Here is an 18,468-nt window from a genome sequence, read left to right as displayed (position 1 = left end):
CTAACGCTCCTGCTGGTGAGTGGGGCCGAGTGGGAAACTGCCGGTCGACTGGCTGTTGTTGGCCTGCCGCCCTTGCTGGATGCCCCGGCGGAGATTGGTCAACCGCCCACGTACATCGTCGGGGGCGCGTGACACCTGAGGACCGGACTGATGGTTCTGCTGCTGTGCCGTGCCCGGCACCAGGTTGGCGCGAGGCACTCGGCGCGGCAGTCCGGAGGTGGTGACTCCGCCTGCCGCGGGCTTCTTGACCCGCTCCGCCTGCCGTACGAGTTCGTCGTTCGGCGAAGGGCGCCAGGAACTTGTGGTGCCGCCCGGGTCGCCTCCGTCGCGGCGAGGCGCCGCGGGAGAGTCCGGGCCGGTCGGCCGCTGGGGGAGGGACGCGGGCGCCTGCGGCTCGGCGGGCGGCTGCTGGCCGCCCTGCTGCGGGCCGTGGAACCAGTTCGTCTCCAGGGTGTCGTACAGCGGGGTACGGCCGTCCCCGGGGCCGGCCGCCGGAGGCAGCGCCTCGGGCTGCGGCTGCGCAGGCAGGACCGGACGGTACTGCGCGTCACCGGCGGGCGTCCGCGGGGCACCGAAGTCCTCGTCCTCCGGGCCGCGACGGCGCGGGGCCGGCAGGCCCTGGTCCTGCGCCCGTGCGGGCTGCGGCTGGCCGAAGTCGGGGCGGGCGAACTGCGCGGTGCTCGCCGGGTCCTGCGCGGACGTGTTCTGCGAGCCGTAGGGCTGCGGGGCCGGGGCCGAGAAGTCCGGGCGGGCGAACTCGGCGGTGGAGCCGGGGCCCTGCCGGTCGTCGATGGGTGCCCGCGGCGTGAGCGGCGGGTTCATCGGCCCCTGGAACTGGCCGGTGGACTCGGGGTCCTCGTGACCGCGCGGGGCGTCCAGCGGAGTGTGCTGCGGCGCGGACGGCTCCTCGGTGCCCCAGCTGGTGGTCTGCGGACGCTGCGGCTGCGGATTGCCGCCGGGCAGTTCGGCACGGGGGCCGCCGACCGGGGGCAGTTGACGGCCGGGGCCGTCCTGGCCGGCCGGGTTCTGCCGGGCCTGCTGCGGCTGGGACGGCTGCCACGGGGAGGGACCGTTCGGGCGGCCCTGCGGGCCGTTCTGGTCCTGGCCCTGGCGGTTCTGGTCCTGACGGTCCGAACCCTGGCGGTTCTGGCCGAACAGGTCGGGACGGCCCGAGTCCGTACGGCCCGGTCCGTCGCCCTGGCCGCGGGCGCCGAGGCGGGCACCGTTGCCGAAGGCGCCGGCGAGGCCGCCGCCCTGACGCTGCGGCTCCGGGCGGGAGACGTCCTGCGGCCCGGTGCCGGACAGCCCGGCGGACTGGAACCCGGCGTTCTGCTGGCCCGACTGGTTCGGCTGGCCCGACTGGTGGCGGGGGCCGCCGTCGCGCGAGGGCAGCGCGGCACGCGGCGCGGAGCCCGCACCGACCTGACCGCGCGAGGCGCCGGGACCCGAGGCGAGACGGCCCGCCGGGCCCGAGGCGGGGCCGCCGAGGCCGGGACGGGAGGCGTTGCCCGCGCCCGCCGGGCCACCGCCGAGCAGACCGCCCGGGGCGCCGGACTGCTGTCCGGGAGCCTGCTTGGGAGCCGGCTGCTTGCCGCCGTGCGCGACATCGACGGGCAGCATGACCAGCGCGGTCGTGCCGCCGGAGTCGGAGGGACGCAGCTGGATCCGGATGCCGTGACGCAGGGACAGCCGGCCGACCACGAACAGACCCATGCGGCGGGAGACCGAGACGTCCACGGTGGGCGGCGAGGCGAGCCGCTCGTTGATCGCGGCGAGATCCTCGGGGGAGAGGCCGATGCCGGTGTCGTGGATCTCGACCAGCACCCGCCCGTCGGGCAGCGCGTGACCGGTGACCCGGACCTTGGTCTGGGGCGAGGAGAACGACGTGGCGTTCTCCAGCAGCTCGGCGAGCAGGTGCACGAGGTCGTTGACCACGCGGCCGGCGACCTCGGTGGCGGGCACCGCGGCCAGTTCGATGCGCTCGTACTGCTCCACCTCGGAGGCGGCGGCACGGAGCACGTCGACCAGCGGGACGGGGCGGGTCCACCGGCGGCCCGGCTCCTCGCCCGCGAGGACGAGGAGGTTCTCGCCGTTACGGCGCATACGGGTCGCGAGGTGGTCGAGCTTGAAGAGCGAGGAGAGCTGGTCCGGGTCGGCCTCGCGCGACTCCAGTTCGGAGATGAGCGAGAGCTGACGCTGGATGAGGCCCTGGCTGCGGCGCGAGAGGTTGGTGAACATCGCGTTGACGTTGCCCCGGAGCAGGGCCTGCTCGGCGGCGAGACGGACGGCCTCGCGGTGCACGTCGTCGAAGGCCGCGGCCACCTGGCCGATCTCGTCCCGGGAGTGCAGACCGACGGACTCGACCGAGGTGTCCACGTCCTGCGGGTCGGCCTCGGAGAGCTGCTTGACGAGCTCGGGCAGGCGGTCCTGGGCGACGCGGGTGGCCGTGTCCTGCAGCCGCCGCAGCGAACGGATCATCGACCGGGCGACGACGAAGGCACCGACCAGCGAGACGCCGAGCACCAGCAGGATGAGCGCACCGCTGATGATCGCTTCACGCTTCGACTCGTCGCGAAGCTCGCGGGCCTTGCTCTCCATGTCGCTGAGGAGGGTCTCCTCGATGGTCTTCATAGCCTGGATCTTGGTCGAGCTCTGGTCGTACCAGTCCAGGTAGGAACGCCGCACGGTGCCGGACATGCCCTGGGGACTGTCCAGCACCTTCCTGGCGTAGGAGTCGGCGGCCTTGATCTCGGGGTTGCCCTCGTCCAGCGTGGCGGTCAGCTCGTCGGCGTTGTTGCCGGTCGCCTTGTACACGGCCTTGAAGGTGTTGAGCGCCGATCGCTCCTTGCGCAGCGCGCCCTGGCCGAACTGCTTGTCGTTCTCGTCGAGGTGCGGCTGCTTGTTGTTCCCGCCGGGCAGGGCCGCGGCGATGATCGCGCGCTGGATCGAGGCGTACTCCTTGGCGGAGGAGAAGGCCGCCAGCGCCCGGGTCCGCTTGATCATCTCCGAGTTGCTGGTCGCCTGCGCCATGTCCTGCGAGAGGCTCAGCAGCGAGGTGATCAGCTGGCTGTACTGGTCGACGGTCTGAAGACTCGGACTGCCCTCGATGTACGCGGCCTTGCGGATGTCACGGATCGTGGAGAGCTGGCTCGCGATCTGGTTGACGCTGGCGAAGATGCCTTCGAGGGCCTCGTCGCCGGAGGGGTCGCCGATCGAGGTGGTCGCGTCGAGGAAGGCGGTCTTCGCCCGGTCGGTCTTCTTGCGGGGAACAGTGACCTTGAAGTCGTCGGCCTTCCCCCCATTGGACAGCGGACCGGCCGACTCGTCGCGCTCCTGCTGGAGCGCCTGGGCGAGCGCCGTCGCCTGCTTCGTCATGTTCGTCAGCAGCTGCATGTGATCCAGCTGCTGGATGTCGTTCATGGACTCGTTGATCCGCAGACCACCCAGCGTGGTCGCGGCGACCACGGGAAGGGCGAGCAGGGAGACCAGACGGGTGCTGATGCGCCAGTTGCGAAGCGCGAGTCGCGAGCCGGTGCTGACGGGCTCCCGGGACTTGAGTGAAGAGATCGGATCGACGTCACCGTTCGCCGCGGCACCGGGTCGCTGAGCACGGTCGCCGCTGCCGCCGGCCGCGGCAGGCCCGGGGTTCTGGGCGTGCTGGGCCGAGGAGCCGCGGTCGGTCCCGCCGCGCGGCTCCTGCTCCGCCGCAGCGCTGCCATCCCTCTTGAAACGTCCCTGCACTAGCGTCGCAACCTCTGGACCAGGCGTCCCCCCGCGCTGGGCGGTCGGACGGTGTCGGCGTCGTGGGGCGTTGTACCCGCCCCATGGTGGTCGTGAGTGACCGGCGTCCTTCCCCTTCCCGCCGCCACTCGGCGCTCCGTTGCGCCCCCTGCGCGCCGGCTTGAAACCCGCGGCGGTGCGTGGAATTCCAGCACAGTGCCGGATCTCCAACAAGGGCCCCGTGCCGGGCTGTGACCTGGGTGACGCGTTGTGATGACTGAGTAACAAACCGTGGAGGGTGATCATGGATAAAGCGGACGATTACCGGCGAATCGACGAAGAGTAAGAGGTGTCCCAGTCGACATGATCAGGAGCGGAATAGCTGATTCAGTTACGTAATGTCCGTTTCTGGCGACGTGCCGGGCCGCCTGGAATGGGGGAATTGTCTGTCAGTTCGTGAGCAAACTCACATGATGATCGTCGTCTCTTCCGGGCTTCCGGAGGGAATCGGATGTTTAGCCTGACCCTTTACAGGGATGGCAAATCCGACAACCGGCGCCCCTCCGGGCGGCGCCCGTACCGACAGGGTCCGAACGGCAGATGAAGACGACGATGATGTTCCGCAACATTGCCAACCCCCGGCGCACCACGCTGGCGCACCTCGACGGCGCCGACGGGCCGCGCACGCCGGAGCAGCCGGAGCACGCCGTGGACCTGCCCACCCAGACGGCCAACCCCCGGCGCACCGTCCTCATGGTCGCCCCGGTCACCGCCGTCGCCAAGTAGCGCGGACGCCGTCCCCCTCGGAGCCTGTCGGGTCACCCGCGCCGCCCGGTAATCGGAGCGGTTCCCGACGGGCGACGCGTTAGCCTGGAGCGTCAGTCTTCAGCCAGCAAGTGAGGGGCGACAGCATCCCGTGCGCATCGCCAGGTTCTCCATCGACGGCAATGTCGCCTTCGGCGCCGTCGAGGGCGAGGGGCCCGATGGTCTCGTCCTCGACATCATCAAGGGCATCCCGTACGCCGAGTTCGAGCTCTCCGGTACCAAGGTCCCGCTGAGCAAGGTCCGCCTCCTGCCGCCCGTGCTCCCCAACAAGGTCGTGGCCATCGGCCGCAACTACGCGGAGCACGCCAAGGAGCTGGGCAACGAGGTACCGGACGTACCCGTCGCCTTCTTCAAGCCCACCACCTCGGTGATCGGCTCCGGCGACGCCATCGAGTACCCCTCCTTCTCCGACGAACTCCACCACGAGGCCGAACTGGCCGTGGTCATCGGCCGCATGTGCCGGGAAGTTCCGCGCGAGCGGGTCAAGGACGTCATCTTCGGCTACACCTGCGCCAATGACGTCACCGCCCGCGACGCCCAGAAGCGCGAGAAGCAGTGGGCCCGTGCCAAGGGCTTCGACACGTCCTGCCCGCTCGGCCCCTGGGTGGAGACCGACCTCGACCCCCACGACCTCACCATTCAGGCGACGGTCAACGGAGAGCAACGGCAACTCGGCCGTACGAGCGACATGATCCGCTCGATCGAGGATCTGGTCGTCCACATCACGGAAGCCATGACGCTGCTCCCGGGCGATGTGATCCTCACGGGCACTCCCGCAGGGGTCGGACCCCTCCATGTCGGCGACGAGGTCGCCGTCACCATCGAAGGCATCGGCACTCTCACCAACAAGGTGATCAAGCGTGGTTAACGCACCTGTCCGTGTACGTTTCTGTCCCTCCCCGACCGGCAACCCCCACGTGGGCCTGGTCCGCACCGCCCTGTTCAACTGGGCCTTCGCCCGGCACCACGGCGGCACCCTGGTCTTCCGTATCGAGGACACGGACGCGGCCCGCGACTCCGAGGACTCCTACAACCAGCTCCTGGAGTCCATGCGCTGGCTCGGCTTCGACTGGGACGAGGGCCCCGAGGTCGGCGGCCCGCACGCCCCGTACCGCCAGTCGCAGCGGATGGACATCTACAAGGACGTCGCCGAAAAGCTCCTCGCGGGCGGGTACGCGTACCACTGCTACTGCACCACCGAGGAGCTCGACGCCCGCCGCGACGCCGCCCGCGCCGCCGGCAAGCCGTCCGGCTACGACGGCCACTGCCGCGAGCTGAGCGCCGAGCAGATCGCCGCCTACGAGGCCGAGGGCCGCACCTCCATCGTCCGCTTCCGGATGCCCGACGAGGCGCTCACCTTCAACGACCTGGTCCGCGGCGAGCTGACCTTCCAGCCGGAGAACGTGCCGGACTACGGCATCGTCCGCGCCAACGGCGCCCCGCTCTACACGCTGGTCAACCCGGTCGACGACGCGCTGATGGAGATCACCCACGTCCTGCGCGGCGAGGACCTGCTCTCCTCCACCCCGCGCCAGCTCGCCCTCTACAAGGCGCTCATCGAGCTGGGCATCGCCAAGGACACCCCGGCCTTCGGCCACCTGCCGTACGTCATGGGCGAGGGCAACAAGAAGCTCTCCAAGCGCGACCCGCAGGCCTCGCTCAACCTCTACCGCGAGCGCGGCTTCCTGCCCGAGGGGCTGCTCAACTACCTCTCCCTGCTGGGCTGGTCCATCGCCGAGGACCGCGACATCTTCTCCATCGACGAGATGGTGGCCGCGTTCGACATCGGGGACGTCAACGCCAACCCGGCGCGCTTCGACCTGAAGAAGTGCGAGCACATCAACGCCGAGCACATCCGCAAGATGGACGTGAAGGCGTTCACCGAGGCATGCGGCCCCTGGCTGAAGGCCCCGTTCGCCCCGTGGGCCCCGGAGTCCTTCGACGCGGAGCAGTTCGCGGAGATCGCTCCGCACGCCCAGACCCGCGTCACGGTCCTCTCGGACATCACGGCCAACGTCGACTTCCTCTTCCTCGACGAGCCGGCGACGGACGAGGCGTCCTGGAACAAGGCGATGAAGGAGGGCTCCGACGCCCTCCTGACCACGGCCCGCGCCAAGCTGGCCGACGCCGAGTGGAACGCCGACGCGCTGAAGAACGCCATCCTCACCGCGGGCGAGGAGCACGGCCTGAAGCTCGGCAAGGCCCAGGCCCCGGTCCGCGTGGCGGTCACCGGCCGCACCATCGGCCTGCCGCTCTTCGAGTCCCTGGAGATCCTCGGCCGCGAGAAGACGATCGCCCGCATCGACGCGGCGCTGGCGAAGCTGGCCGCGTAACGCCCGTACGACGCCCGAGGGGGCGGCCACCGGTTCATCCGGCGGCCGCCCCCTCGGGTGTTCCCGGGGCCCGCGCGAAGCCCTCCCGTGCCCGGTACGTGACCGCTAGCCTGGCCGCATGGTCATCCGCGCGGTTCTCTGGGACATCGACGACACGATCTTCGACTACACCCACGCCGACCGCTTCGGCATGCGCAAGCACCTCGAACAGGAGGGCCTGCCCGACGGATACGGGAACGTCGAGCAGGCCCTCGTCGCGTGGCGGGAGCTGACCGACGTGCACTGGGCGCGGTTCGCCGCCGGGGAGACGGACTTCCAGGGGCAGCGCCGGGACCGGGTCAGGGCGTTCCTCACGCGGGCGCTCGACGATGCCGAGGCCGACGAATGGTTCGCTCGCCACGTGACTCACTACGAGGCCGCATGGTCGCTCTTCCCGGACGTGCTGCCCGCCCTGGAGCTGCTCGCGGAGGGGTTCCGGCACGCGGTGCTGTCGAACTCCAGCATCCAGAACCAGGACCGGAAGCTGCGCAGACTCGGTGTGCGAGACCGGTTCGAGGCCGTGGTGTGTGCGGTCGAGCTCGGCATCTCCAAGCCCGAGGCCGGGGCCTTCCACGCCGGCTGCGAGGCGCTGGCGCTGGATCCGGGGGAGGTCGCGTATGTGGGGGACGAACCCGACATCGACGCCGGCGGGGCGGTCGCCGCCGGGCTGATGGGGATCTGGCTGGATCGGCGCGGACGCGGTGGACGGCCCGAGCTGGTCCGTATCAGCGGGCTCGGTCAGCTGCCTGATCTGCTGACGGGCAATACCCGTTTTGGAGCGCCGGACACCTTCGGGTAATGTTCTTCCTGCGCCGCCCGAGCGGGACGGAAGATCCGAACGGGAAGCGCAACCGGAGCAAAAACCCCGCAAGGGGTTGCGTTCCAGTGGGCTATGGTGTAATTGGCAACACTACGGTTTCTGGTACCGTCATTCTAGGTTCGAGTCCTGGTAGCCCAGCGCAGAAATGCAAAAGTAGTAACAAGCCCCCGTTGTGTAGCGGCCTAGCACGCTGCCCTCTCACGGCAGTAGCGCCGGTTCGAATCCGGTCGGGGGTACAGATCCTTCCCGCGAGATCATCTGGGTCGCACCCACGCTCTCGATGCAGGATCGCTAGGGCCCCCGTTGTGTAGCGGCCTAGCACGCTGCCCTCTCACGGCAGTAGCGCCGGTTCGAATCCGGTCGGGGGTACTTGTAACACCATGGGCTATGGTGTAATTGGCAACACTACGGTTTCTGGTACCGTCATTCTAGGTTCGAGTCCTGGTAGCCCAGCGCAGAAATGCAACAAGCAGTATCAAGCCCCCGTTGTGTAGCGGCCTAGCACGCTGCCCTCTCACGGCAGTAGCGCCGGTTCGAATCCGGTCGGGGGTACAACAGCAGGAAAGGCGAAGGCCCTTCACTTCGGTGGAGGGCCTTCGCCTTTGCTCGAAGGGCCCGTTCGGGCCGTTCGGACCGTCAGAGACCGTAGCGCCGGGCCGACTCCTCCTCCTGGGCCATCCGTCGCAGGGACATCAGCAGCGGCTCGTAGAGTACGGCCGACGCGACCGCCATCTCCACCTGCTCCGACTCCGTGGGATGCGTCTCCATCATGTCCAGGTCCTGGACGGCGACTTGGTGCATCAGCCGGGCCTGCTCGGCGAGGTAATCGACGTCACAGGGGTAGCCGAGGCGGATCAGTGTCGCCACCGACGACACCAGCGAGCGATGTGCGGGGGAGAGGGGGCCTATCTCCTGCGACGTCGCCCAGCCGATCCGGTCCAGCAGCAGCTCGACGGCCTCGCGGGCGACCGCTGTCTCCGCCGCCTCCTCGTCCGGATCCGGGCCGTGCGGGAGCGACCACAGTGCGGCGCCCAGCCGGATCGTTCGGCCGAGGGACTCGTCGTCGATGTGGGAGAGGACCTCGCGGGCCGTGGCCACGGGAAGGCGGCCCACCTGGATCAGGGCCCTCACCAGGCGCAGTCGGCGCAGATGGCTCGCGTCGTACTCGGCCTGTGTCGCGGTGACCCGGTGGCCGGGGTGCAGCAGCCCCTCGCGCAGGTAGTACTTGATCGTCGCGGTCTTCACACCGCTCTGCTCGCTCAGTTCCGAGAGTCGCATGTTCCGTGCCTTCCCTTGCGCCACCCCTTGGGCAGTGGCACTATCCAACCATTGGATAGTGCCACTCTCCAAAGAGGGAAGGGGCAGTCTTGTTCGCGAAGCCGATACCGGGACGGACCACCGCCGGGGCCGAGGGGGAGGTGGTCGTACTGCTCATCGGGATGCGCATCAACCACTTCTGGGGCGTGCACCATTGGCTGCCCGTGCTGCTGGCGATGCCTCGCATGCTGCGAGAGTTGGGCAAGGACAAGGGGCGCGGCCTGCTGGGGTACACGCTGTTGAGCGGCTCGCCGCGGACGTACTGCGTCGTCCAGTACTGGGAGTCGAGAGAGAAGCTCTACGCGTACGCGAGCGCTCCCGACATGTTCCACCGCAAGGCCTGGACGATCATGAACCGCAAGGAGAAGAAGTCGCGGCAGCACGTGGGGCTGTGGCACGAGGCGTACATGGTGCCCGAAGGCGGCTACGAATCGATCTACGCCGACATGCCGGCCTACGGACTGGCCGGGGCGACCGGGGTGCTGCCGCTGGAGGCGCGCGGTCGTCGGGGGGCGGACCGGCTGGCACACCGTTCGACCGCGAAGTGAGGCGCTGGAAGGGGGCCGCCACGACGCTGGGGCGGCCGGGGGGATGTGCCGGGTGCGTCAGCCGGTGCGGCGCAGGGCCTCACTGAGCCGTGCTGCCGAGTCGATGACCGCCTGGGCGTGCATCCGGCCGGGGTGCCTGGTCAGCCGCTCGATCGGACCGGAGACCGAGACGGCGGCGACCACCCGGTTCGACGGGCCGCGCACCGGGGCCGAGACCGAGGCCACCCCCGGCTCGCGCTCGCCGATCGACTGGGCCCAGCCCCTGCGCCGTACGCCGGAGAGCGCCGTCGCCGTGAAGCGGGCGCCCTGGAGGCCGCGGTGCAGGCGCTCCGGCTCCTCCCAGGCCATCAGGATCTGGGCCGAAGAGCCGGCCTTCATGGTGAGCGTGGAGCCGACCGGCACGGTGTCCCGCAGACCGGACAGCCGCTCCGCCGCCGCCACGCAGATCCGCATGTCGCCCTGCCGGCGATAGAGCTGTGCGCTCTCGCCGGTGATGTCCCGGAGGTGGGTGAGCACCGGTCCGGCCGTGGCCAGCAGGCGGTCCTCGCCCGCCGCCGCGGCGAGCTCCGCCAGCCGGGGGCCGAGAATGAAACGGCCCTGCATGTCCCTCGCCACCAGGCGGTGGTGTTCCAGTGCCACGGCCAGTCGATGGGCCGTGGGTCGTGCGAGCCCGGTCGCCGCGACCAGCCCGGCGAGGGTGGCCGGGCCGGACTCCAGGGCGCTCAATACCAGAGCCGCCTTGTCGAGAACGCCGACGCCGCTAGAGTTGTCCATACGACGATACTCCCGTCTCACTCTGTGAAACGCAAGTTCAATATTCGGCGGAAGTTGCGAACCTGTACTGGCGGCCACACAACGGCCCGTAGCCACCGCCCCGCACGGGGGTCCGGACGGCGGCGCACCGAATCTCTAGTTGGGCCGGCGAAGACGCCGGCCGGAGGGAAAGCGATGGGTAGGACACTCGCGGAGAAGGTCTGGGACGACCACGTCGTCCGGCGCGCCGAAGGTGAGCCCGACCTCCTCTTCATCGATCTGCACCTGCTGCACGAGGTGACCAGCCCCCAGGCCTTCGACGGCCTCCGGCAGGCCGGACGCCGGGTGCGGCGCCTCGATCTCACCATCGCCACCGAGGATCACAACACCCCGACCCTCGACATCGACAAGCCGATCGCCGACCCGGTCTCCCGCGCCCAGTTGGAGACCCTGCGCAAGAACTGCGCGGAATTCGGCGTACGGCTGCACCCCCTGGGCGACGTCGAGCAGGGCGTTGTGCACGTGGTCGGCCCGCAGCTGGGCCTGACCCAGCCCGGCACCACGGTCGTCTGCGGCGACTCCCACACCTCCACGCACGGCGCCTTCGGTGCGCTGGCGTTCGGCATCGGCACCAGCCAGGTCGAGCACGTCCTGGCAACCCAGACGCTGCCGCTGGCCCGCCCGAAGACCATGGCCATCACCATCGACGGCGAACTGCCCGACGGTGTCACGGCCAAGGACCTGATCCTCGCGATCATCGCCCGGATCGGCACCGGCGGCGGCCAGGGCTACATCCTGGAGTACCGCGGCTCCGCCATCGAGAAGCTCTCGATGGAAGCCCGGATGACCATCTGCAACATGTCGATCGAGGCCGGCGCCCGGGCAGGCATGATCGCCCCGGACGAGACCACCTTCGAGTACCTGAAGGGCCGCGACCACGCCCCGCAGGGCGAGGACTGGGACGCCGCCGTCGCGTACTGGAAGACGCTGCGCACCGACGACGACGCGGTCTTCGACGCCGAGGTCGTCATCGAGGCGGCCGAACTGGCCCCGTTCGTCACCTGGGGCACCAATCCCGGCCAGGGCGCGCCCCTGTCGGCCAACGTCCCCGACCCTGCTTCGTACGAGGACGCCTCGGAGCGCAACGCCGCCGAAAAGGCCCTGGAATACATGGGGTTGACCGCCGGGCAGCCGCTGCGCGAGATCAACGTGGACACCGTCTTCGTAGGTTCCTGCACCAACGGCCGGATCGAGGACCTGCGCAACGCGGCCGCGATCCTGGACGGCCGCAAAGTCGCCGACGGGGTACGGATGCTGGTCGTCCCGGGCTCCGTCCGGGTCGCCCTGCAGGCCGTCGAGGAGGGCCTGGACAAGGTCTTCACCGCCGCGGGCGCCGAATGGCGGCACGCCGGCTGCTCGATGTGCCTCGGCATGAACCCCGACCAGCTGGCCCCCGGCGAGCGCTCCGCCTCCACCTCGAACCGCAACTTCGAGGGCCGGCAGGGCAAGGGCGGCCGTACGCACCTGGTCTCCCCGCAGGTCGCCGCCGCCACCGCCGTGCTGGGCCACCTGGCCTCGCCCGCCGACCTGTCCGACGTCCGTACGCCCGCCGGAGTCTGAGAATCATGGAAGCTTTCACCGCACACACCGGCCGGGCCGTTCCGCTGCGCCGCAGCAACGTCGACACCGACCAGATCATTCCCGCCCACTGGCTGAAGAAGGTCACACGGGACGGTTTCGAGGACGGGCTCTTCGAGGCCTGGCGCAAGGACGAGAACTTCGTCCTCAACCGCCCGGAGCGCAAGGGCGCCACGGTCCTGGTGGCCGGCCCCGACTTCGGCACCGGATCGTCCCGCGAGCACGCCGTGTGGGCGCTGCAGAACTACGGCTTCAAGGCCGTCGTCTCCTCCCGGTTCGCCGACATCTTCCGCGGTAACTCGCTGAAGAACGGGCTGTTGACCGTCGTGCTCGACCAGAAGGTGGTCGACGCGCTCTGGGAGCTGACCGAGGCCGACCCCACGGCTGAGATCACCGTCGACCTGGAGGCCCGCCAGGTCCGCGCCGAAGGCATCACCGCCGACTTCGAGCTCGACGAGAACTCCCGTTGGCGACTGCTCAACGGGCTGGACGACATCAGCCTCACCCTTCAGAACGAAGCGGACATCGCGACTTATGAGGCGGCAAGGCCGACCTTCAAGCCGCGTACAATTAACGCCTGAGCAGCGCGTTTACAGGACTGCGCCCCCCACCATCTGGTAGGGGGCGCAGTCGCTTGTTGAGACCCCGTCGGGCGACAACTCGCCCCAGATGGCACAATCGGTGCATGGAACGCGACAGCCAACTCAAGCTTTACGGCCAAGTCGCCGACCGATTGAAGGAAGCGCACACAAGAGTGCGCGCACTGCAAGTCCCGGAGGGCGTAAGGATGGCGCTGTCCCGGAAGCTGTTGGTCATCACGGCCGCGGCTAAGCACGATCTCCCGGATGCGGCAAGGCGTCTGGACCGGTTGATGAAGGACCTCGATGAGGGCCGATTCCCCGAAGGTGACTGACTCTGCGGAACTGCGCAGCGGTCGACTTCGTTGCGGCACTAGGGTGATTAGCCCGTTTCGTGTTTGATTTGCGGTATATATCTGCCTAACGTGCGAAAACGCTTGAACACTTTCGTTCTGGCAATGTCTCCGAAGGGGAAGACGTGAACAAGGCGCAGCTCGTAGAAGCGATTGCCGACAAGGTCGGAGGCCGCCAGCAGGCCGCCGACGCCGTCGACGCGGTACTCGACGCGATCGTCCGTGCGGTTGTCGCGGGAGACCGTGTCTCGGTCACCGGCTTCGGCTCGTTCGAGAAGGTCGACCGCCCGGCCCGCTACGCCCGCAACCCGCAGACGGGTGAGCGCGTGCGGGTCAAGAAGACCTCGGTTCCCCGCTTCCGTGCGGGACAGGGCTTCAAGGACCTGGTGAGCGGCTCGAAGAAGCTCCCCAAGGGCGGCGAAGTGTCCGTGAAGAAGGCGCCCAAGGGCAGCCTCTCGGGCGGTCCTTCCACCCGGACGACGACCAAGGCCGCAGCCAAGAAGGCCGCCGCCAAGAAGGCCACGGCGAAGAAGACCGCCGTCAAGAAGACCACGGCGGCCAAGAAGACCACGGCGGCCGCGAAGAAGACCACGGCGGCGGCCAAGAAGACCACGGCGGCCGCGAAGAAGACCACCGCCACGGCGGCGAAGAAGACGACGGCGGCGGCCAAGAAGGCCACCACCAGCAAGACCGCGCCCGCGAAGAAGGCCACGGCGAAGAAGGCGCCCGCGAAGAAGACCACGGCGCGCAAGACCACGGCGAAGAAGGCCACTGCACGGAAGAAGTGAGACCGAGCAGCGCAGGCTACTCACACGCGCCGGGCCGGGCTCCCCTCGGGGAGCCCGGCCCGCGGGCTGTCATGGGGGCGGTGCGCCGGGTGCTTGCGGTGCGCCGGCGCTGGGCGTCCGGCGGCTCAGAAGGTCTGCAGGGTCACCAGGGTGATCCGCAGCTCCGCACCCTCGCCGCTGCCCTCGATCCGTACCCGCTGGCCCGGGCGCAGCAGCCGCAGACCGCCCGCGTCGAAGGCCCGGGCGTCGAATTCCACCGGGGTGCCGTCGTCGAGCAGCACGCTGCCGGTGCGGGTCTCGGGGTCGTAGGTGTACGAGGTCGCCTGCATGGACGGCAGCCTATCGGTCCGGCGAGGAGGCCGTCGCAGGCTCGACGCGTGGGCTCCGGATCGCCAGTGCCCCGCCGTGTGCGAGCCGACGCCCAGGACGAGCGCCGCCCGCAGATCGTCGCCGGTGTCCACGTCCTGGCGCATTGAATCGATGCCGGGCAGATCGATTTCCACCGCACCGGACTCCAGGTGGCGGGCCCGGGAAGGGCCGCCGAACGCCGGGCGCAATTCCACCCCCGGTGAGGCCGAAAGAAATGTTGTCCCGATTCCTGCCGCATCGGTCACAAATGCGCGAGGGAATTCGGCGGAATAATCGAGTACCCGGGTCAATTCTCCCGGGCGCAGCGCGGGCAGATCCGCGTTGAGCGCGGCGACCGCGGCCCCGGGCCGCCCGGCCCGTACCGCCCGCTCGCCATGTGCCAGCGCGGCGTTGAGCCCGCGGTCGGGCTCGTCGGGGACGATCCGCGCCCCGATCGCCGTGAGAGCCGCCGAGGCCTCCGGGTCGTTCGTGACTACCACCACATCCAGCACCGCCGGGCAGGACAGGACGGCGGCCACGGTGTCCCGGGCGAAGGCCAGGGCCAGCAGGGGGCGCAGCTCGGCCCCCGTCTCGGGCGTCAGCCTGCTCTTGGCCCGCGCCAGGGGCTTCAACGGGACGACCAGGGACCAAGGACCGGCCGGGTCGGTGTTCGTGGCGATCTCCCCCTCGGTGCGCATCGCCGCCTATTCTCGCCTGCCGGTGCGAGAACCTGGAGGGTCGGTCCCGAAAGCGGGGCGTACGGTGTTCTCGACAGAGCAGGGGCCGGGGGCGAGACTTGACCGTCGGTGACCAGGCAGAGTTCAGGTCCTTAGAGGAAGGTGTCCGAGTGTCCCGCCGCAGAATCGGCTTCTGGTACCGCCTTGCGGCGGTGATCGCAAAACCGCCGCTGGTGGTTCTGTTCAAGCGTGACTGGCGGGGGATGGAACACATTCCGGCCGACGGTGGATTTATCACCGCGGTCAATCACAACTCCTATCTGGACCCGCTTTCCTACGGTCACTTCCAGTACAACACCGGACGCGTGCCGCGGCTTCTCGCCAAGGCGGGCCTGTTCAAGACCCCCTTTGTCGGAATGATGCTGCGCGGCACCGGCCAGATTCCGGTCTACCGCGAGACGACCAATGCGCTGGACGCCTTCCGGGCGGCCGTCGAAGCCATCGAGCGCGGCGAATGCGTCGCGTTCTACCCCGAGGGCACGCTCACCCGCGACCCCGACATGTGGCCGATGGCCGGCAAAACCGGCGCCGCCCGGGTCGCGTTGATGACCAAGGCCCCGGTCATCCCCGTCGCCCAGTGGGGCGCCAACTTCGCGATGCCGCCGTACGCCAAGGAGAACAAGCTCCGGCTGTTCCCCCGCAAGACCCTTCAGGTGCAGGCCGGACCGCCCGTGGACCTCGCCAGGTTCTACGGCCTGGAGCCGACGCCCGACGTCCTGCGCGAGGCGACCGAGGTCATCATGGCCGCGGTGACCGCGCAGCTGGAGATCGTGCGGGGCGAGCAGGCCCCCGCACAGCCCTACGACCACCGCAAGGCCCGTGCTGAGCAGCGGCGCAAGGCCGAAGGAGAGGGAGCCAAGTGACGCACCCCGCAAAGGCGGCCGTCTTCGGAACCGGTTCATGGGGTACGGCCTTCGGCATGGTCCTCGCCGACGCCGGCTGCGAGGTCACCCTCTGGGGCCGTCGCGCCGAGATCGCCGAGGCCGTCAACACGACCCGTACCAACCCGGACTACCTGCCGGGAATTGAGCTCCCCGAATCGGTCCGGGCCACCACCGACGCCGTCGAGGCGCTGGACGGCGCCGACTTCGCCGTGCTCGTGGTGCCCTCGCAGACGCTCCGCGCCAACCTCGCCGAATGGTCCCCCCACCTCGGTTCCGACACCGTCCTCGTCTCGATGATGAAGGGCGTCGAACTCGGCACCGCGAAGCGGATGAGCGAGGTCATCGAGGACGTCACCAAGGTCTCCGCGGACCGGGTCGCCGTCATCACCGGCCCCAACCTGGCCAAGGAGATCGCCGAACGCCGCCCCGCGGCGGCCGTCGTCGCCTGCCAGGACGAGTCCGTGGCCCAGCGCCTGCAGACCGCCTGCCACACCCCGTACTTCCGCCCGTACACCAACACCGATGTGGTCGGCTGCGAGCTCGGCGGCGCGGTGAAGAACGTCATCGGCCTGGCGGTCGGCATCGCCGACGGCATGGGCCTCGGCGACAACGCCAAGGGTTCGCTGATCACCCGGGGCCTCGCCGAGACGACCCGCCTCGGCCTGGCCATGGGCGCCGACCCGCTGACCTTCTCCGGACTCGCGGGCCTGGGCGACCTGGTGGCGACCTGCTCCTCGCCGCTCTCGCGCAACCACACCTTCGGCACCAACCTCGGCCGCGGCATGACGCTCCAGGAGACCATCGCCGTCACCAAGCAGACCGCCGAGGGCGTCAAGTCCTGTGAATCGGTGCTCGATCTGGCCCGCCGGCACAACGTCGACATGCCCATCACCGAGACGGTCGTCGGGATCGTCCACGAGGGCAAGCCGCCGATGGTCGCGCTGGGCGAGCTGATGTCGCGCAGCGCGAAGCCCGAGCGGCGCTGAGACCGGCCGGGGCGGGCGGACAGGTGAACCTCCCGGTCACCGCTCCGGCGGCCCCGGCCGCGCTGACGCCAGTGGTACCAGCAGGTACGCTCAACGCGATATGAGCAGCGAGAACCTCCCCCAGAGCCCGGAGCAGCAGCTCCGCAAGCCGCGCGTGGCCGTCGTGTTCGGCGGCCGCAGCTCCGAACACGGCATCTCGGTCGTCACGGCCGGCGCCGTCCTGAACGCCATCGACCGGACCAAGTACGACGTCCTGCCGATCGGCATCACGACGGACGGCCGCTGGGCGCTCACCGCCGACGAACCCGAACGCATGGCCATCACGGACCGGAAGATGCCGGAAGTGGCCCAGCTGGCCGAGTCCACCGAGGGCGCCGTGGTGCTCTCCGTCGACCCCGGCAGCCGTGAAGTGGTCTACAGCGAGCCCGGCTCGGTCCCCAAGGCGCTCGGCGAGGTCGACGTCGTCTTCCCGGTGCTGCACGGCCCGTACGGCGAGGACGGCACTCTCCAGGGGCTCCTGGAGCTCTCCGGTGTGCCCTACGTCGGCGCGGGCGTGCTCGCCTCGGCGGTCGGCCAGGACAAGGAGTACATGAAGCGGGTCTTCATCTCCTTCGGGCTGCCGGTCGGCCCGTACCTCGTGGTCCGTCCCCGCGAGTGGGACAACGACCCCTCCGGCGCCCGCAAGCGCATCGTGGAATTCGCCGGCGACCACGGCTGGCCGCTCTTCATCAAGCCCGCAAGGGCCGGTTCGTCCATCGGCATCACCAAGGTCGACGACCTCTCCGGCCTCGACGAGGCGATCGAGGAGGCCCGCCGCCACGACCCCAAGTTCCTGGTCGAGTCGCTGCTGCGGGGCCGCGAGATCGAGTGCGGGGTGCTGGAGTTCGAGGACGGTCCGCGCGCCAGCGTGCCCGCCGAGATCCCACCGGTGACCTCGCACGACTTCTACGACTTCGAGGCCAAGTACATCGACTCGGCCTCCGGGATCGTGCCCGCCCCGCTCACCGAGGAGCAGACGGCCGAGGTGCAGCGGCTCGCGGTCGAGGCCTTCGAGGCCACGTCCTGCGAGGGGCTGGTCCGTGCCGACTTCTTCCTCACCGAGGACGGCACCTTCGTGATCAACGAGATCAACACCCTGCCGGGCTTCACCCCGATCTCCATGTACCCGCGGATGTGGCAGGAGAGCGGCGTCAGCTACCAGGAACTGGTGGACCGGCTGATCCAGGCGGCGTTGAGCCGCCCGACCGGCCTGCGCTGAGCCGGTTCCCGTGCCGCAGGGCGTGCGCTCCTGCCCGGGAGCGCACGCCCTACAGCCCGGGAACCGTCTTGCGGACGGCCGGGCCGAACGCGGCCAGCGGAGTCGCGTCATGGGCGTACGCCGCCGACAGGGTCACCTCGACGTACGCCTTGCGATAGGTCGTCGTGAAACGCGGACCGGCGTCCTCTGACTGCTCCAGCAGCCAGTTGACGCCGTTCGCCTCGGTCCCCTTCGCCAGCGGGTCGTCCATCTTCGCGGGCCGGGGGACACCGCAGCGCAGTACGATCTCCCCGTCCCCCCACTCGGCGGTCAGTTCGGACTTCGGCCCGGCGTCCCCGCGGTCGAGTCCGGCAACGGTCCTCGGCAGCTCCTCGTGCAGCGCACGGCAGTAGGCCGCGGCTTGTGGGGACGGGGTGGGAACCGTGATCCGCACCGCGGCGTCCGTTGTGGAGCAGCCCGCCGCGGCCAGCAGCAGCGCGGCGACGGACGGGCCGAGGAAGACGGGGTGGCAAAGCCGGCGCGATGAGGTCACCGGCCCAGCGT

16 protein-coding genes, 5 tRNA genes and 1 pseudogene are annotated in these 18,468 nt (G+C 69.7%); 17 read left to right on the top strand and 5 right to left on the bottom strand.

The genetic code is table 11. From position 1 onward, the window contains the following. Nucleotides 1–3,741 carry a nitrate- and nitrite sensing domain-containing protein gene (locus ACIRJP_RS23475; RefSeq protein ID WP_404177340.1) on the bottom strand — a complete coding sequence of 1,247 codons (3,741 nt, stop codon included), beginning with the start codon at nt 3,739–3,741 and terminating at the stop codon, nt 1–3. Nucleotides 3,742–4,320: 579 nt separating this feature from the next. Between ACIRJP_RS23475 and ACIRJP_RS23470 the strand changes: the two genes are divergently transcribed. From ACIRJP_RS23470 to ACIRJP_RS23430, 9 genes are all read left to right on the top strand, one after another. Next, nucleotides 4,321–4,506, top strand: coding sequence for a hypothetical protein (locus ACIRJP_RS23470; RefSeq protein ID WP_404177337.1), 186 nt, complete (start codon nt 4,321–4,323; stop codon nt 4,504–4,506). 130 nt (nt 4,507–4,636) lie between these two features. Continuing rightward, entirely contained in the window at nt 4,637–5,413 is a 777-nt protein-coding gene (locus tag ACIRJP_RS23465; protein WP_266688366.1) for a fumarylacetoacetate hydrolase family protein, read from the top strand. Continuing rightward, a complete protein-coding gene (gltX, locus tag ACIRJP_RS23460; protein ID WP_404177334.1) occupies nt 5,406–6,878 on the top strand; it encodes a glutamate--tRNA ligase in 1,473 nt (490 codons plus the stop codon). Before ACIRJP_RS23465 ends, gltX begins: the two co-directional genes overlap by 8 nt. A 118-nt stretch (nt 6,879–6,996) precedes the next feature. Beyond that, entirely contained in the window at nt 6,997–7,716 is a 720-nt protein-coding gene (locus tag ACIRJP_RS23455; RefSeq protein WP_404177331.1) for an HAD family hydrolase, read from the top strand. Nucleotides 7,717–7,803: 87 nt separating this feature from the next. After that, nucleotides 7,804–7,875: transfer RNA gene (locus ACIRJP_RS23450), tRNA-Gln, on the top strand. A gap of 25 nt (nt 7,876–7,900) precedes the next feature. Continuing rightward, a tRNA-Glu gene (locus ACIRJP_RS23445) sits at nt 7,901–7,973 on the top strand. A 60-nt stretch (nt 7,974–8,033) separates the two neighbouring features. Then, nucleotides 8,034–8,106: transfer RNA gene (locus ACIRJP_RS23440), tRNA-Glu, on the top strand. 12 nt (nt 8,107–8,118) lie between these two features. Further along, nucleotides 8,119–8,190 (top strand) — tRNA-Gln (locus ACIRJP_RS23435). A 26-nt stretch (nt 8,191–8,216) separates the two neighbouring features. After that, nucleotides 8,217–8,289, top strand: a tRNA-Glu gene (locus tag ACIRJP_RS23430). Between the two features lie 84 nt (nt 8,290–8,373). Here ACIRJP_RS23430 and ACIRJP_RS23425 read toward each other — a convergent pair. Then, nucleotides 8,374–9,015 carry a MerR family transcriptional regulator gene (locus tag ACIRJP_RS23425; protein ID WP_404177328.1) on the bottom strand — a complete coding sequence of 214 codons (642 nt, stop codon included), beginning with the start codon at nt 9,013–9,015 and terminating at the stop codon, nt 8,374–8,376. 89 nt (nt 9,016–9,104) lie between these two features. On the opposite strand from ACIRJP_RS23425, the gene ACIRJP_RS23420 reads away from it, so the two are divergent. Continuing rightward, nucleotides 9,105–9,602: a DUF4188 domain-containing protein gene (locus tag ACIRJP_RS23420; RefSeq protein WP_404177325.1), complete on the top strand. Its 498-nt coding sequence runs from the start codon at nt 9,105–9,107 to the stop codon at nt 9,600–9,602. 57 nt (nt 9,603–9,659) lie between these two features. On the opposite strand, the gene ndgR is transcribed toward ACIRJP_RS23420, so the two are convergent. Next, the gene (gene ndgR / locus ACIRJP_RS23415) at nt 9,660–10,376 is read right to left on the bottom strand and encodes an IclR family transcriptional regulator NdgR (RefSeq protein ID WP_266729464.1); all 717 of its coding nucleotides are present in this window, start codon (nt 10,374–10,376) and stop codon (nt 9,660–9,662) included. A gap of 174 nt (nt 10,377–10,550) precedes the next feature. Here ndgR and leuC point away from each other — a divergent pair, with 174 nt between their 5' ends. From leuC to ACIRJP_RS23395, 4 genes are all read left to right on the top strand, one after another. Continuing rightward, on the top strand, nt 10,551–11,975 hold the full coding sequence (leuC, locus tag ACIRJP_RS23410) for a 3-isopropylmalate dehydratase large subunit (protein WP_358949521.1): 1,425 nt from the start codon (nt 10,551–10,553) through the stop codon (nt 11,973–11,975). Between the two features lie 5 nt (nt 11,976–11,980). Further along, a complete protein-coding gene (gene leuD, locus ACIRJP_RS23405) occupies nt 11,981–12,574 on the top strand; it encodes a 3-isopropylmalate dehydratase small subunit (protein WP_404177320.1) in 594 nt (197 codons plus the stop codon). A gap of 104 nt (nt 12,575–12,678) precedes the next feature. Beyond that, nucleotides 12,679–12,906 carry a hypothetical protein gene (locus ACIRJP_RS23400; protein ID WP_072487271.1) on the top strand — a complete coding sequence of 76 codons (228 nt, stop codon included), beginning with the start codon at nt 12,679–12,681 and terminating at the stop codon, nt 12,904–12,906. Nucleotides 12,907–13,049: 143 nt separating this feature from the next. After that, nucleotides 13,050–13,712, top strand: a complete 663-nt coding sequence (locus tag ACIRJP_RS23395; protein ID WP_404177317.1) for an HU family DNA-binding protein — start codon at nt 13,050–13,052, stop codon at nt 13,710–13,712. A 380-nt stretch (nt 13,713–14,092) separates the two neighbouring features. On the opposite strand, the pseudogene cofC reads toward ACIRJP_RS23395, so the two are convergent. Beyond that, nucleotides 14,093–14,758: pseudogene (cofC, locus tag ACIRJP_RS23390) on the bottom strand (2-phospho-L-lactate guanylyltransferase); the annotation flags it as partial. A gap of 149 nt (nt 14,759–14,907) precedes the next feature. Here cofC and ACIRJP_RS23385 point away from each other — a divergent pair. The 3 genes from ACIRJP_RS23385 to ACIRJP_RS23375 all read left to right on the top strand — a co-directional run bounded on the left by ACIRJP_RS23385 (nt 14,908) and on the right by ACIRJP_RS23375 (nt 17,925). Further along, nucleotides 14,908–15,660, top strand: a complete 753-nt coding sequence (locus ACIRJP_RS23385) for a lysophospholipid acyltransferase family protein (RefSeq protein ID WP_404177314.1) — start codon at nt 14,908–14,910, stop codon at nt 15,658–15,660. Next, nucleotides 15,657–16,667, top strand: coding sequence for an NAD(P)H-dependent glycerol-3-phosphate dehydrogenase (locus ACIRJP_RS23380; protein ID WP_404177311.1), 1,011 nt, complete (start codon nt 15,657–15,659; stop codon nt 16,665–16,667). The genes ACIRJP_RS23385 and ACIRJP_RS23380 overlap by 4 nt, the downstream gene beginning before the upstream one ends. A gap of 100 nt (nt 16,668–16,767) precedes the next feature. Further along, entirely contained in the window at nt 16,768–17,925 is a 1,158-nt protein-coding gene (locus ACIRJP_RS23375) for a D-alanine--D-alanine ligase family protein (RefSeq protein WP_356086599.1), read from the top strand. 49 nt (nt 17,926–17,974) lie between these two features. Here the strand turns inward: ACIRJP_RS23375 and ACIRJP_RS23370 are convergent, their stop codons facing one another. Continuing rightward, the gene (locus tag ACIRJP_RS23370; protein ID WP_404177308.1) at nt 17,975–18,457 is read right to left on the bottom strand and encodes a DUF3515 domain-containing protein; all 483 of its coding nucleotides are present in this window, start codon (nt 18,455–18,457) and stop codon (nt 17,975–17,977) included. Nucleotides 18,458–18,468: the final 11 nt, after the last annotated feature.

Source organism: Streptomyces sp. NPDC102437, assembly GCF_044765565.1.
GTDB lineage: Bacteria > Actinomycetota > Actinomycetes > Streptomycetales > Streptomycetaceae > Streptomyces.
Note: the sequence above shows the minus strand (reverse complement) of the source record. Positions and strands in the feature narration are given on the sequence as shown.